Origin of the sequence: Chloroflexus sp., assembly GCF_034432675.1 — a bacterium.
Classification (GTDB): domain Bacteria; phylum Chloroflexota; class Chloroflexia; order Chloroflexales; family Chloroflexaceae; genus Chloroflexus.
This window is the reverse complement of the sequence record NZ_DAOUBI010000126.1, coordinates 1-14,834: the sequence shown is the minus strand read 5'-3', so window position 1 is coordinate 14,834 and position 14,834 is coordinate 1. Positions and strand designations below refer to the sequence as shown.

Below are 14,834 nucleotides of genomic sequence, written 5' to 3'. Positions count from 1 at the left end.
CAACTCCTCGTTTTATATGTTGTTCAGTTAATGGTTCCTGTTATGCCCTCTTTCACTCTGGCAAGCGCACTCCCTGATCGGTGATAATCAGTAATCCATCACGCGCCAGATCGGTCACCAGCCCTTGTAACCAGTCCTTGTGGTCGGCAGTGAAATCCGGGCGTAAGCGTTGACCCAATTCGGCTAATGGCAATACATCTCCCACCGGCAAGTCGCGGAGCACGGCAATAATACGCCCACGGTACCAGCGTCGCGAACCGACAAACGTCTCACCAGACCGAGACTCAGCCACCCGCTTCAGGGGTACTGGTGACATCATTGTATTGACCAGATCGCCATCCGCAACAATCGCATCGGCGTAAGCCCGACAATACTGACGTAGCGGGCAACGCCAGCACGCCGGATTGGACATTGTGCAAATTAGGGCACCCAATTCCATGATAGCCTGATTCCACGACCAGCCCTGCCCGGCCGGTAATAAAGTTTCAGCGTGACTCAGCAGCACTGCATCAGAGGGGGAAGAGAGCAGGTCAGAACCTACACGCAATCGGCGAATAACGCGGCGAATGTTTGTATCGAGAAACACGGCATCTTGCTCGAACGCAAAACAGGCAATTGCACCGGCAGTGTAAGGGCCGATACCGGGCAATGTACGCAACACCGCCACCGAATCTGGCACTTTACCACCGTATTGTTCGACAATAATCTGCGCTGCCCGTTGCAGATTCACTGCGCGCCGGTTATAGCCAAGACCGGCCCACAACCGGATCACGTCAGCAGTTGGAGCGGAGGCCAGTGCTGTCAGGGTGGGGAAGGTTGCTAAAAAGGCGTGATATTTTGGAATAACCCGGTCAACTTGTGTTTGTTGGAGCATGATCTCGGCAACCATAATCGCGTATGGATCGCGAGTACGTCGCCATGGCAGATCGCGCGCGTTACCGGCAAACCATTCAAGCAGTGCAGAACGAAGAGCCGTTAGCATCAGTTTTCGATCATGTTTTACGGTAGACATCAATAACATCGGGAATTCGATTAATCTTTTCAATCAACGGTGACAATTGAGCCATCGATTGCAACGAAACCGTGACATTCAACACAGTGCGCCCATTGGCCCAGCGTTTCCCTTGATTGATATTGGTAATATTGATCCCGGCGTCTGCGATCACATTTGATATATCGCGCCACAAGCCAACCCGATCCCAGGCTTCAATACGTAACGGTACCGGGAACCATTGATTGGGACCAGAAGCATTCCCCCAACAGACCGGCATCAAGCGATTTCGTTCAGTGGCGCTCAGATTCTGAATTGTGCGACAATCAGTACGATGCACTGTCACCCCCCGACCACGAGTTGTAAAGCCAACAATCGGTTCACCGAACACTGGATTACAACAGCGAGCAAGGCGTGACGCAATTTTGCCAGTACCCTCAAGATAGATATCGCCGCTGGCGCTGACTCGCGCCATGGGCTGAGTCGGCGCAGGTGGTGGCGGCGGCGGCGCAGTCTCCTGAGCACCGAGCAATTTCTGCACCAACGCTCGTTCGTTCAGATCATCGATCCCAATTTGATAAAAGAGGTCTTCGACCGAACGTACTGTTGGCCCGGCCAGTTCAACCAGCTTCTCGAAACTCACCTGCGTCAGGCCAAAGCGTTTCAGCTCTTTTTCGAGCATCTCGCGGCCAGCGATAATATTCTCTTCACGTTCGAGGCGACGGAAATAGCGCTTAATATGGTTGCGGGCCGAGGGTGTCTTCACAAAGCGCAGCCAGTCACGGCTGGGGCCACGTTGATTCTTCGAGGTCAAAATCTCGACAATCTCACCATTCCGCAACTGATAATCAAGTGGCACCATGCGGTCATTGACCTTGGCCCCAATACAACGGTGGCCGACCTCGGAGTGGATGCGATAGGCAAAATCGACCGGCGTTGAACCTTCAGGCAGGTCGATGATCTTACCCTTCGGTGTGAAGACAAACACGCGCTCTTCAAATTCGGCGCGCAACATATCGACAAATTCGCGGTCGGTAGTTTCGTTGCGCCAGGAGATCAGCTCACGCAACCAGCGAATTTTGTTTTCGTAATCGCGATCACTGCGCGAATTGAAGCCCTCTTTATAACGCCAGTGGGCAGCAATGCCGTGTTCGGCCTCTTCGTGCATCTTCGTCGAGCGAATCTGCACTTCACAGTGCAAACCCTCCGGCAGGATCACGGTCGTATGGATGGAGCGGTAAGAACTCTCTTTGGGGGCAGCGATGTAGTCATCGAACTCTTGCATCACCGGCGTCCAGTTCATCTTGCCGTGCACTACGCCTAACGCCTGATAGCATGCTCCCACTTCGTTGTTAGGATCATCGACAATAATGCGCACGGCGAGCTGGTCGTAGATGCGCTCAAGTGGCACCCCTTTGCGCTCCATCTTACGCCAGATCGAGTAGATATGCTTCGAGCGCCCGGTGACCTCTGCCTTAATACCTTCGCGGGCAAGCATCTCTTTCAATTGGGCAATAACCTTTTGCACAATGCGGTCACGGGCCTCTTTGCGCATGGCCAGGCCACGGGCAATTTCCTGATAACGGTCAGGATACAGCGTTTTGAATGCCAGATCCTCTAGCTCCGATTTCATCTGCCACATACCAAGACGGTGGGCCAGAGGTGCATAGATTTCAAGGGTTTCCCGCGCCACCCGTTGCTGCTTTTGCGGCGGTGTGGCGTGAATAGTACGCATATTGTGGAGCCGGTCGGCCAGCTTAATCAAAACTACCCGCGGATCGTCGGCTGACGCAATAATCAATTTTCGGTAGGTACCGGCCTGGGCCTCTTCTTTACTTTTGCTCTCGTAACCGGAGAGTTTGGTCACCCCATCAACCAGACTGGCAACTTGCTGCCCGAAAAAATGTTCGATCACTGAAATCGGGACAGCGCTATCCTCCACCACATCGTGCAAGAGGGCCGCAGCAATCGATTCGGTGTCAAGACGTAGATCGAGCAAGATGATAGCAACTTCTATCGGATGATCAATGTACGGCTGGCCTGATTGCCGTCGCTGCCCCTCGTGGGCAACAGCAGCGAACGCATACGAGCGGCGGATCAGATCGAAATCGGCTGAGGGGAGATACTCGCGGTGGCGGGAAATCAGAGCTTCAACTGAAGGTGAATGATAGGAATTAATGAATGCTGTTTGAACCGACTCGAGTGATGCCTGACAACCACGACGTTGCTGTTGTTCAACAAGCGAAAGCATCACCGAGTGGTTGAGCAATTCAGCCGATAATGGCGGTAAATCAGACGCCATCCTCGTATGAGTCGACGAAGTTAATGTTAGTTCTGGCGAATGAGCGGTAATTACTACATCATCCATAATCCGCTCCTATCCAGGCAGACTATTCGCCACCGTGTTGCGGGCAGTGAATGGACAGGCCAGACGTACATGGAATGCACCTATGTATGTTCTGAACACGACTTCGCCGCTACACGGATAATCTCGCAAAGACTATCTTTAATATCTGTTACGAAGTGATTCTTGATCAAAAACGCCCGGCGTGCAACGCCAGGCCGCATCCTCCATAATCGACGATCATCCGCGATCGCGACATTGTATATTCTCTATTTATGTAGCATAACACTCGCAAGCAGCAATGTCAAGCTGCGTTATATCGCACGAGAATTTCTTAATGTTTGGATGAGGGCAGGTGAAAGGCATTGAAGACCCAGGATGCGCTCACCGATGAAAAAATTCAGATCGTTGTGTTTGTAGCCCCTCATCGCTTCACCAGAGTCGCAGCATAGGCTTGCAGAGCATTTCCTGCGGCACCGGTGATAGCCGGCCCGTGGCCAAAACAAATCGTTGTACAGTCGTAGCGTGCCAGGCGCGAAATGCTGCTGATTTCGGTATTCAGGTCTTCGATGACCATTGGTAATTGTAACGACTCATCACGGTGCGTAATAGCATCGGCGACGAAGAGGGTCTTTTGCACTCGCCAGTACAGGCCGATTTGACCAGCGCTGTGACCGGGTATGTGTATCACCTGGAGACCCCCGGCCACCGGGATGATCTCGTTATCGGCGATGCGATGATCGACCCGGGCCGGTTGAATCGTTCGCGGCAAGAGTATCCTGGCAAGGCTGAAAGCCAGGCGATTGAATAGACCTGGAGATCCATGCAGGGTTGGACGTAGACATTGCCCCTGCGCAACTAGATCGGCATCAGCAGGATGTATCCAAATCTTCGCCTCCGTGTAATTTTGTAATATTGCCAGATTACCAGCGTGATCGACATGATGGTGGGTTACGATGATATGCCGCACCTCTGCCGGTGTGCGGCCCAACGCCGTCAATCCGGCCAGTACACCAGCGCCATGATCCGGATAACCGGTATCGATCAGAGTCACACCTTCAGCCGTTAGCAAAAAGAACACATTCACTGAAGCAAACGGCATTGGCAGGGTCAGTTCATACAAACCCGGAATAATTAGGCGTGGTGTTGACATAGAACCTCACAGTGAGCACACTCATTAGACAGCGGTGATGCACTTTCCAGGTTGCTATTTCAGACAATCTGATCTCCACATTAGCACAATAACACAGTTTTCTCACTATTCCGTGGATGAACAATACAAATCGCAATACACTTCAACTATGGCTATAGCCGGTATATAGCCCAGGCACCAGGCCGTACTACGTTTCACTACCCGACAATGAACAAGCCCGTTCCATACCCGCTTTTCCTTCACCTTTCGTCTGCCTCATCATCGCATGGTAGCGATAAGGACAGTTCTGCCCCAGATTTAACTATAGCCGTAGGGTTTCTTGGTATGGTCTTATGTCAAATCTTGATTGAACCTGTGCATCATCCGGGTTGTCAGACTCGTGCTAGTGCACTGCCGGCTTGCTGCTGGTGACGTATCAATGCTGGGCGAATCGATTCACGAGCGATTGCGCTCAGGTACCACACCAGGGTGACGGGTGGCAAGCGTGTTATAGTGGAGCTGCTTCCAGTGCTGGCATGCGACATATCCCCACCCTCACCTACCTCCGGTAGGGGAGCGGAAACCACAGATGCCGGATGGCTCCCGCTAGCGCGTGTTGGTTCTAGCTTGCGATGACTTGCTGAATGAAAGCACAGCGGACCAGTGCAGGTGGTGAGCGAGCATCCAACTCGTGCTCCCAGCGCATACCAGCGCTTGCGTATCACAGTGTGGTAGCCGAGGATGTCGCGTTCAGGTAACGTTAGGTAGTGTGTCATGAATTCTATTAAACCAGATTTGAGATTAGTAAGGACTCGATAATCTCTCACCTGAAACAACAGTGCGGAAGCACGACTTCCGCACTCCTTAAGGGGCCACATAACCGCTACCGAACGTATAAAAGGTTTATCCAGCAAAGCACTCGCTGGGAACGGATATTATCGGCAGGTATCAATAATTTTCCTGCAGCCACTGTCGCCAACCGGCATCAAACTCTTCGTAGGTAATACCGAAGGCTTTTTGCAATGCTTTATCATAAAATTCGATACCGGTACCGGGAGTATCACGCACGGCAGCGGCAAACCGCCAGAACCCATCAAGTCCACCCTGGGTCTCGACAATGTACGCAACCAACGAATAGGCGAACCCGTAGGCCAGGCCACGATCAACTTCAAGCGTCGTCATATGATCCATATCTTGTGGGCGGACGCCACCGTTCGGATCAATCAGGGGAATAATGCGCCCCATCCGCACCGCAGCACTCACCGCATTACGGCGCGGATTATTCGAGACATATTCGGCCAAGCCTTCGCTCATCCAATCAGTAATGCGATATTCCTGCGCAAATGCTCGTGTGTACGCCCAGTGGGTCAATTCATGCACAATCGTACTGTAGAGATCCGCTTCCCATCCCGCATTCGGATCGTAGAAACCGAATGCGTAGGAAAAGGGGGCAAAGATATCAATCCGATCATTTCGTGGCCGTGATCCGGCGGAGTACCAGGCCAACGAGTTTGGATTAACGGGAGGCGTAATGCCAAAGATCGGGCGGAGATACACATTGAATTTGTTTTCCGGGGTACGGCCTAGGGTATCGATCACTTGCTGTCGCGCCCGGACAACCATGTCCTCGATGATCGTATTGACTTCGGCAGTCCATTCGTAGGTATTAAGCGTGAAGTATTCGTTTTCGATCCGAATCTTCTCGCCAAGCTGCTCTTCAGTCGGCTCACTCATCACCCAACGACCATCTTCAAGCTGGCGGAAGAGAATATCACGGCGATAGCCGCCGTCGTCAATTGCCGCTTGCCAGAAGCCATGATCACGCGGTTTGACCTCTAGCACGCGCATCCGACCAAACCGGCTGCCGGCGAACGACGACTCTTGAAAGGTATTGAAACGCTCTTCTACCAGCCGACGGAACGGGGCATTTGTCTGATCAACGACCGAACGCAGGAGTTCAATATTGTTGATATTGTAGGCTTCAATATAGCTATCAAGCGCCTGTTGGATACCGGCTGCTACCACTTCCGGTGTTAATTCAGTTGCTACCGGTGTTGGCTCAGAAACCGGTACACGTGTTGCCGGTGCTGTGGTTGGTGCTGCCTCTGTTGCTGTTGGTACCTGGGCTGGTTGATCTGTACACGCAACCAGAACCAGGGATAGCAGGATGATTAGCCAGCTTGCTTTACGCATTATTGACCCTCCCGAAGTTCATCTGATGAAGTCACTTCATTGTACCGCGATTCAGTTTAGTTTGGAGTATAGTAGTTGCGTAATTGTTGATTACCGGTATTGCGTTTATGGATCAAGACCTTATCAACTGGCTCTGCTCACCAGAAGGGAGCGCCATACTGGCCGACCTGGCGATACGTGACATACGTGAGGTGACTATCCTGAGTGAACTCAATCGGCTGCGGCGTTCATTGCCGGTGGCGCACGCACGGGCTGCTATCGAGCAGGCATTACTGCGACGACGGGCAATCAGCAAATTCCCCCAGGCTGACCGAATGCTCTTTACTCGCGAGGCTCTGGAACAGGCATCAGCAGCGACTGTGGCCACGCATCGTACTCGGCGGTTGGCTCAGACCGACGACGTAGCCGATCTCGGTTGTGGGATTGGCGGCGACACTATAGCACTGGCCGATGCCGGAGCACAGGTGATTGCTGTTGAGCGCGATCCAATCAGGTTGGCATTGGCGCGGTTCAACGCTGAAGTACTTGGGCTTGGTTCGCGCGTATCCTTTGTTGAGCGCGATTTGATACGCGAGCTGCCACCGTCAGCGGCAGCACTCTTCTGCGATCCGAGCCGGCGGAGAGGAGAACGCCGGCTGTTCGACCCTGATGCATTTCAGCCACCGCTCACCCAGGTATTGAGCTGGCGGCAGCACACACCGGCTTTGGTGGTGAAATTAGCGCCGGGCATTCAACGTAGCGTCGTGCCGGAGGATGCAGAAGTAGAATTCGTATCGCTCGATGGCGACTTAAAAGAGGCTGTGCTCTGGTGTGGGCCATTTGCTACCACAGATCGGCGAGCTACGGTGTTGGGTAGCGATGGATCAACGTCAACCATGATCGCTACTGCAACTACAGCGCCATCATTAAGCCCACCATTAGCCGTGATCTACGAACCAGACCCGGCTGTGATCCGGGCGGGATTGGTGGCTGAACTGGCACATCAACTCGGTGCGTATCAACTGGCACCCGATATTGCCTATCTCACCGCTCATACCGCCTTGCCAACCCCTTTTGCCCGCGCCTGGCCTATTATCACCTGGATGCCGTTCCAACTCAAACGCCTGCGCGCATTAGTCCGCGAGCTTGATGCCGGTGTTGTTACTGTGAAGAAGCGCGGATCGCCACTCGACACCGATAGCCTGGCCCGTCAGCTCAGTGGTTCGGGGCAACGACACCTGGTGGTTGTCCTCACCCAAATGCCCGATGGGCCAATCGCGATTATCTGTAGCGCAGATCGTGCAGATATGGTAACGTAGGAACAGAATTGTTTGACTCATCAGAAAGTTAAACGATATGAACCTCTCGCGCTCAACTCGCTATCGGGGACTGATCATCCTGATCGTCATCAACTTTATGATGTATGCCGGCTTCTTCATGGTCATTCCCCTAGTCTCGGTGCATTATGTGCAAACAATGGGTTTTGCTGCAGTTACCGTTGGACTAGCGCTGGCACTTCGTCAACTCGTCCAGCAGGGGGTCAGTGTAGGTGGTGGGATACTGTCGGATCGATTTGGCGGGCGCGGCCTGATCACCGCCGGCGTCCTGGTACGGGCCGTTGGCTTCGCCAGCCTGGCCTTTGCCGACACTCCGCTACTACTCTTCGGATCAATGTTGCTCTCGGCGCTTGGCGGTGCGCTCTTCGAAGCACCCAGTCGCGCTGGGATCGCTGCACTTACCACGGAAGAAGAGCGGGCACGGGCTTTTTCCATCAATGGTGTCGGCGGTGGGCTTGGCATGGTGATTGGCCCGTTTCTCGGTGCACTGCTCCTCGACTACGGTTTCAGTACCGTCGCGCTGGCTGCTGCCGCCTGTTTTGCCTTCATTGGCGCGATTACACTGTTCCTGCCACCGATTGAAACGGCGACCGACCGTAGTCGGCTCGGTTTTGGGCTTGGGCTGGCACTGCGTGATCGGCCATTCCTTGCTTTCACTGCCCTCCTCATGGGGTACTGGTTTATGTGGGTACAGTTGACGATCAGTTTGCCACTGGTAGGGGAACGACTGGCCAATGCTGCCGATGCTGTACGCTGGATTTACGGCATTAATGCGGGAATGACCGTCATCTTACAAATACCGGTCATTAGCCTATTCGAGCGCTGGCTGCGCCCGCTTAGCATCTTAATCCTCGGCATTGCTCTGATGGCGTTTGGCCTAGGGATGGTTGCGCTGGCCGGCTCCTTTCCACTCCTCATCGGATGTGTCATCATTTTCACCTTTGGCACTCTCCTCGCCACACCGGCGCAGCAGAGCGTGGCAGCGGCGTTGGCCGACAAACGAGCACTCGGTTCATACTTCGGGGTCAATGCACTTGCGCTGGCGGTAGGTGGTGGACTGGGCAATCTGAGCGGTGGTATGTTGATCGATCTGGCCGCTGCATTCAATCTGCCCGCATTGCCCTGGTTGGCGTTTGCCGGGATTGGTTTCATTAGCGCCATCGGGCTTACAATACTCGGCAACTACTTGCAATTGCGCAATGCAACGGCTCAACCGGTTGGTATGCATCGCTGACATTAGACGAGACGCCACAATCGCACAGCAAGACGGTGCGTTAAGAATAGACCTGCAGACCATAAGGTACAATATTCGATGCATACCTTGCGCTAGCTAGAAAGGAAACAAGCCGTGCCCAATAATCGTTTTGCCTTCTTCAACGGCGAGATTGTCCCTATCGAACAGGCACAGGTCAGTGTAATGACCAACGCGCTCAATTACGGCACCGGTTGTTTTGAAGGCATCCGCGGCTACTGGAGTCCTGACCATCAACAGCTTTACGTCTTTTGCCTGCGGGAACATATGGAACGACTCCACCGCTCGGCCCGTATCTTAATGATGAAAGTATCCTACAGTGTCGAAGAATTATGTCAAATTACAATTGAGCTGTTACGACGAGAAGCCTTTCGCGAAGATGTCTACATCCGACCACTCCTCTATAAGAGCGATCCAGCCATTGCGGTTCAGTTGCATGGCCTGACCGACAGCTTCACAATGTTTGCTGTCGGGTTCGGGCAATACCTGGCCGGTTCAGCGATCAAAGCCTGTATTTCATCGTGGCGACGGATCGACGATAACATCATTCCCTCGCGGGCCAAAGCCTGTGGCGCCTACCTCAATTCGGCGCTGGCGAAGAGCGAGGCGTTGCTGAACGGTTACGATGAAGCCATTGTGCTGAGTAATGATGGTCACGTCGCCGAGGCATCAGCAGCGAACCTCTTTATCGTGCGAAATGGAGTGTTGATTACGCCACCGACCAGTGGAGATATTCTGGAAGGAATTACACGCCAGGTGGTGATGGAGTTAGCGCACAATCAATTGGGCATTCCGGTGCGTGAGGCGCCAATTGACCGTACCGAACTCTACGTGGCCGAGGAAGCCTTCTTTTGTGGCACCGGTGCTGAGATCAAGCCTATTGTTGAGATCGACCGTCGTCCGATAGGTGACGGGACGGTTGGACCAATTGGGAGAATGCTGGTCAATCTTTACGCCGATGTGGTGCGTGGTCGGGTGAAGAAATACCAGCACTGGTGTACGCCGGTGTATGAACTGGCATAAATCGCTTTCCGGTTTCTTAATTAACCCAAGTTGCTACCTTTGTCACTAGAGAGACACGGAGGACACAGAGGATGAGTATAACCCGGATTGCTCCCAGGAGGCGTGAGTAGCACGTCTATGTGAACTGGCTGCTCTCCACATTGTCCATACGGTGAGGCCATACGGTGTTGGGAGCAACGTCGTGCTGTTCATCCTGACAGTTAGCATCCATGTCCTGCTCACAGCGTAGGGGCAACTTGAGTTATCACTATAGCAGGTGATGCGGTACGACAGGGGCGGGTTAGGTAAACCTGCTCCTGTCGGCATGGATAAGCCATCAATCATCGTGTGACCAGTAGAGCAAAGAGCAACTCAGGCGAGGTGAACTGATACCAGCGCTTGCTCCACGACGTGCAGCGTTTAGATGACCTCCCCGTGCTGCCACACCCACAGCCACCAGTGGTTCGTCAAAGATACAGGTGAGCCGGTTCAGTGTGTCTGCGTTCAGGTGCAGCGCACTTTCGTTACGTTTCAGAAGTGATCTGCGGCCCGCCCACACCATAACTCACCCCTACCGGCAGCGGATACTTACGGTGCAGGGCAGGTCAGTGCCTGCCGGGACGAGTGGTGGCCGAGCCGGAGGCTCGCACTCCCAGGGGGCAGGTCAGTTTGTGCACTCCGCAACCCACCCCCACCCGCACCTGCTCCCGCTGGAGGCTTCTTGTTACCCATCATGCAGATAACGTCCTCACTGCGTAAGTACGAATGGCCTCACGATGACCATCGCCAGGGATGACGACTGCACAACTGCAAGACGGCACTGAACCAGCGACGTGGCACCACGACGCTATCCCACCGATAGAAAGTAGGGGCACACGATTGTGTGCGCCCCTACCGGCCACGGCTGGTACGTGACAAGTAGGGGCACGGCATGCCGTGCCCCTACTGCATCGTTCAGGTGCAGCACCAGAGCCGGTGTTGATTGGCTAGCGTATGACGTGTTCGCAGATCATACATTTGATATGATTTGCAATATCGTTATATTTCACCACTCTACCAGCCTCTTGATCAGAATGATTAACCGCTCCCGTTCATTGTCGCAGTAATCAATACCTGGCTTGTCAAAGAGTATGATATGCAATATAATGAACTAAATTCACAAGCGTCGGATAACATAACGGGAGGCGTGCAATGGAGATGGAATATTCGCTGGCGCTGGCGCTGGAGGATTACCTCCCGGTGATCTTCTCGCTGGTTGGAGTGTGGTTTATCGCTCGCACCGTCTCGCAACTTGACCGCGGTCTGGGGAGCATGGTCTACGTCGGTCTGGGCTTACTTGCCGTTGGTGGCGTTTTAAAAGCAACATGGAAATTACTCATGGCAATCAACGGCACTGATATTCCTCTCTTCAGTCAGGCACTCTTTCCAATGATCGCTCCCGGCTTTACCCTTATCGCCACAGCAGTCTACAGCTATACGCGCCAGTTGCAGGGCAAACCAGGACTGCGCCGGCCATGGCTCGTGCCGCTGATTGTGATTGCTTTGTTTGGCGGTGGTTCGGCATTGATTGCAAGTAATGGTGGGCCGTGGCGTGTGCCCCTCATTATGCTGGCAACGCTTGGTAACACCGCTCTCTTGCTGATGCTGGCGATAGGCGCCTGGCGACGGAATATGCGTCCGCTGGCAGTAGTGTTCGTGATCGTGCTCCTCACCATCATCGGTATGTCGCAGATGGCAAATAACGTACCACAGACGATTCCAGTACAGTGGTTTGAGCAGATTGTGCAAACATTGGCTCAGCTTGCCTTCTGTCTGGGAACCTGGCAGCTTACCCGGCAAATGGAGCAAGAAGTTCCGGTGCGCAGGCTGGCACTGGCCAATTCAAGGCTGTCTTGAGCGTTTGATTGAGGGGTAGTTCACTGCGTTCCAGGGAACATAGACTGTTGCGTCAGTCGAGCAGGGGCCAGCGTATGTGCCCCTGTTCACGTGTTGGTAGTTCATCAACAACAAGCGAGGGTAACCCAAGTTGCTACCTTATTTCACCACAGAGACACGGAGGACACAGAGGATGTAGATACCTCGGATTGCTTCCGAGAGATGTGACGTAGCCCATCCACGAGAACTGGTTACTCCCCACATCGCTCATGCGGTTACGCCATACGGTATTGAGTGCGGCTTCGTACTATTCATCCTGACAATCAGCCTCCATAGTCTGCTCACAGCATAGGTGACAACTTGAGCGGAGGTTATCACTCAGCCAGATGAACAACCGTGCGTATAACCGACGCGCATGCTACCGGCGCTTTGATACAGGTAGCTTGAGTCAATTCTCAAAGACAGACATTCGTAAGCCGGCCAGGCGCAAACCCATACCTTGCTAGCGCGAAGGATCGGTCAGCGCAAAGAGCAATTCGGCCTCGCAGGCCAGTTGATCGGCGACCGTAGCGCGGGCCTGGCCTTTACCGACTCCACGCCGCATCTTCTCCAGTTGCACTTCCAGACGCAATGTATCGCCAGGTCGCACCACGCGCTTGAAGCGTGCGCCATCGATACCGGCAAAGAGCACCAGCTTGCCGACGTTTTCCGGTGCACTCAGGGCAGCCACTGCCCCGGTTTGGGCCAGTGCTTCCAGTATCAGCACACCGGGCATGATCGGATTGCCGGGAAAATGCCCCTGAAAGTATGGTTCATTGGCCGATACCAGCTTTTCACCTACCGCACGCACACCCGGCTCTAGCTCCATAATCCGGTCAACAAGGAGAAAGGGGTAGCGGTGAGGAATGAGCGCCATGATCTCTTGAATTGACAGCATAACACAAGACTCCTTCTGACTACAGGCGCAGCTTAGCGCCGGGGAGAAGCAACGGCAATCAGACGCGGACTGCCTGACGAGTAGGGTTCGAGATCGTAACTCCCATAGACTGCACGAAGAGTAAAACCGGCACGAGCCAGTAGATGTTCAAGCTCAAAGCGGTAGAGCCAGCGCATGGTGAATTGCATTGTCCGGCGGGTAAGTGTACCGTTCGCAGCGGTTTCATCATAGATAAAGGTTACGTGGCTTATCTGCTCCGCAGCATCACTCTCGATGACGACAAATTTTTGCACAAAACAACCATCGAGTTCGTAACTGCGCTCAAGCTGCATCCGACCATCTTCGCGAGTGATTGCCAGCGGATCGGGGTTAAAGAGATCGATAATCAACGTCCCCCGCCGGGTCAATGCCCGGCGAACAACCGCCAGTGTGGCCAGTTGATCTTCGATGGTTGTCAAATGCATGAAGGAATTTACAGCCACAAATGCTAACGGAAACTGATGTTCAGGTAATATGACACTCCGCACATCAGCTTCAAGCAGTGTTACCCGGTCGAGTAAGCCTTCCGCCTGCAATCGTTCACGTGCCAGGGCCAGCATTGCCGGCGAGAGATCGACACCGGTCAGTTGAAAGCCGGCACTGGCCAGCGGCAGCAGCACGCGGCCAGTACCACACATCAGCTCAAGGATTGGCCCACCGGTACGCCGTGCCCATTCACGGTAGAAGGGAATGTCGTCGTGAAAGTGGCGAAAATCGGTATCATAATAGCGTGCAAATGGATCGTACAAGTGCATATGGTTTTCAAATAGATGAGAGGTTCGGATACACTGGTCAACAATCGGCTAGGGATTGAGCACCAAAAACAGCACACCAAAGACAAAACCAATCACGATCAGGCCCAGAATCCCGAAGAGGAGAATGCGCGGATCGATAATCGGCTCGAAGCGTGGCGCACCTGGAAGCTGGGTCGCAGACGTCGGCATGCGCGGCGGCTCAGGTGGCGGTGGCGGAACACGAAATACCTCTTCTGGGGAGGAGGAGGGCATGCGGAAGGTATCATCGGATCGCGGTATCGGTAGTGAGTCACGGCTTTCAGCCGCCCGCCGCAGCGCCCCAACGATACTGCTCCCGATCGAGAAAACGATGATAAGAACAATTATCGCAATAAAGAGTTCGGTTGTTCCAATCTGTACACCCGTCTGAAGACTGAGCCAGCGAGCCAGGGGGGGTAGAAATGACGGGGCCAGCACAAACAGGAGAAATATAACCCAGCCGAACCAGCCTGAGCCACGACGACGCTCTTCCATATGAATTCGCGGGCGATGACTGGCGATGTTAGACACCAGCAGACGCCCACTCCTCCTTTCTAGCCATATCAGAGATTGCAGTCCATTTGTTCGACAGCTTTCATCTCAGTGCATAATCCCCAGTGAAGGGATGATTGTATTGTACGTTGTCAGAGAAGTCGTTGGCCACAAGGATAGCGAGAAGATCACAGTTCTATCTTAACCCAGGTTGCCAACTATGCTGTGAGCAGGACACGAAAGACTACCTGCGATGATGAACAGCACGACGCTGCGTACAACATTGTGCAGCGTACCTGAACGGTATGAATCGTTTGGGTCGCAGCCAGTTCCGTAAACGCACTACGTCACGCCCATCTGGTATGCCCATCCTCCGTGTCGCTGTGGTGATATAAGGTGACACCTTGGGTGCTATCCGCGTTCATCCGCCTCACCCGCGTCCATCCGTGTTCCACCCCTCCCCTGTAGCACTCAACGACTCGCACCGC

11 protein-coding genes are annotated in these 14,834 nt (G+C 53.7%); 4 read left to right on the top strand and 7 right to left on the bottom strand.

The features are described 5' to 3' along the window. Positions 1-52: 52 nt before the first annotated feature. The 4 genes from VAE55_RS09320 to VAE55_RS09305 form a co-directional block, all read right to left on the bottom strand. Complete coding sequence (locus tag VAE55_RS09320; RefSeq protein ID WP_322815512.1) at positions 53-982, bottom strand: A/G-specific adenine glycosylase; 930 nt, start codon at positions 980-982, stop codon at positions 53-55. A 10-nt stretch (positions 983-992) separates the two neighbouring features. Further along, entirely contained in the window at positions 993-3,359 is a 2,367-nt protein-coding gene (locus VAE55_RS09315; protein ID WP_322815511.1) for a bifunctional (p)ppGpp synthetase/guanosine-3',5'-bis(diphosphate) 3'-pyrophosphohydrolase, read from the bottom strand. A gap of 400 nt (positions 3,360-3,759) precedes the next feature. Beyond that, complete coding sequence (locus tag VAE55_RS09310; protein WP_322815510.1) at positions 3,760-4,488, bottom strand: MBL fold metallo-hydrolase; 729 nt, start codon at positions 4,486-4,488, stop codon at positions 3,760-3,762. A gap of 927 nt (positions 4,489-5,415) precedes the next feature. Further along, positions 5,416-6,660 (bottom strand): hypothetical protein, encoded by a 1,245-nt coding sequence (locus tag VAE55_RS09305; protein WP_322815509.1) that lies wholly within the window; start codon positions 6,658-6,660, stop codon positions 5,416-5,418. A gap of 107 nt (positions 6,661-6,767) precedes the next feature. Between VAE55_RS09305 and VAE55_RS09300 the strand changes: the two genes are divergently transcribed. The 4 genes from VAE55_RS09300 (at position 6,768) to VAE55_RS09285 (ending at position 12,126) form a co-directional block, all read left to right on the top strand. Then, a complete protein-coding gene (locus tag VAE55_RS09300) occupies positions 6,768-7,958 on the top strand; it encodes a THUMP-like domain-containing protein (RefSeq protein WP_322815508.1) in 1,191 nt (396 codons plus the stop codon). Positions 7,959-7,995: 37 nt separating this feature from the next. After that, the gene (locus VAE55_RS09295) at positions 7,996-9,210 is read left to right on the top strand and encodes an MFS transporter (RefSeq protein WP_322815507.1); all 1,215 of its coding nucleotides are present in this window, start codon (positions 7,996-7,998) and stop codon (positions 9,208-9,210) included. 114 nt (positions 9,211-9,324) lie between these two features. After that, the gene (locus VAE55_RS09290; RefSeq protein ID WP_322815506.1) at positions 9,325-10,251 is read left to right on the top strand and encodes a branched-chain amino acid transaminase; all 927 of its coding nucleotides are present in this window, start codon (positions 9,325-9,327) and stop codon (positions 10,249-10,251) included. 1,170 nt (positions 10,252-11,421) lie between these two features. Then, positions 11,422-12,126 (top strand): hypothetical protein, encoded by a 705-nt coding sequence (locus tag VAE55_RS09285; RefSeq protein ID WP_322815505.1) that lies wholly within the window; start codon positions 11,422-11,424, stop codon positions 12,124-12,126. A 481-nt stretch (positions 12,127-12,607) separates the two neighbouring features. On the opposite strand, the gene fabZ is transcribed toward VAE55_RS09285, so the two are convergent. From fabZ to VAE55_RS09270, 3 genes are read right to left on the bottom strand one after another with little or no spacing between them, the layout of a single operon-like run. Next, positions 12,608-13,042: a 3-hydroxyacyl-ACP dehydratase FabZ gene (fabZ, locus tag VAE55_RS09280; RefSeq protein ID WP_322815504.1), complete on the bottom strand. Its 435-nt coding sequence runs from the start codon at positions 13,040-13,042 to the stop codon at positions 12,608-12,610. Positions 13,043-13,074: 32 nt separating this feature from the next. Continuing rightward, positions 13,075-13,836, bottom strand: a complete 762-nt coding sequence (locus VAE55_RS09275) for a class I SAM-dependent methyltransferase (RefSeq protein ID WP_322815503.1) — start codon at positions 13,834-13,836, stop codon at positions 13,075-13,077. A gap of 48 nt (positions 13,837-13,884) precedes the next feature. Then, a complete protein-coding gene (locus VAE55_RS09270) occupies positions 13,885-14,349 on the bottom strand; it encodes a hypothetical protein (RefSeq protein WP_322815502.1) in 465 nt (154 codons plus the stop codon). Positions 14,350-14,834: the final 485 nt, after the last annotated feature.

Coding starts and splice junctions, on each gene's coding strand:
- VAE55_RS09320 (WP_322815512.1), bottom strand. CDS start 982: ATGCTAACGGCTCTTCGTTCTGCACTGCTTGAATGGTTTGCCGGTAAC.
- VAE55_RS09315 (WP_322815511.1), bottom strand. CDS start 3,359: ATGGATGATGTAGTAATTACCGCTCATTCGCCAGAACTAACATTAACT.
- VAE55_RS09310 (WP_322815510.1), bottom strand. CDS start 4,488: ATGTCAACACCACGCCTAATTATTCCGGGTTTGTATGAACTGACCCTG.
- VAE55_RS09305 (WP_322815509.1), bottom strand. CDS start 6,660: ATGCGTAAAGCAAGCTGGCTAATCATCCTGCTATCCCTGGTTCTGGTT.
- VAE55_RS09300 (WP_322815508.1), top strand. CDS start 6,768: ATGGATCAAGACCTTATCAACTGGCTCTGCTCACCAGAAGGGAGCGCC.
- VAE55_RS09295 (WP_322815507.1), top strand. CDS start 7,996: ATGAACCTCTCGCGCTCAACTCGCTATCGGGGACTGATCATCCTGATC.
- VAE55_RS09285 (WP_322815505.1), top strand. CDS start 11,422: ATGGAGATGGAATATTCGCTGGCGCTGGCGCTGGAGGATTACCTCCCG.
- fabZ (WP_322815504.1), bottom strand. CDS start 13,042: ATGCTGTCAATTCAAGAGATCATGGCGCTCATTCCTCACCGCTACCCC.
- VAE55_RS09275 (WP_322815503.1), bottom strand. CDS start 13,836: ATGCACTTGTACGATCCATTTGCACGCTATTATGATACCGATTTTCGC.
- VAE55_RS09270 (WP_322815502.1), bottom strand. CDS start 14,349: ATGGAAGAGCGTCGTCGTGGCTCAGGCTGGTTCGGCTGGGTTATATTT.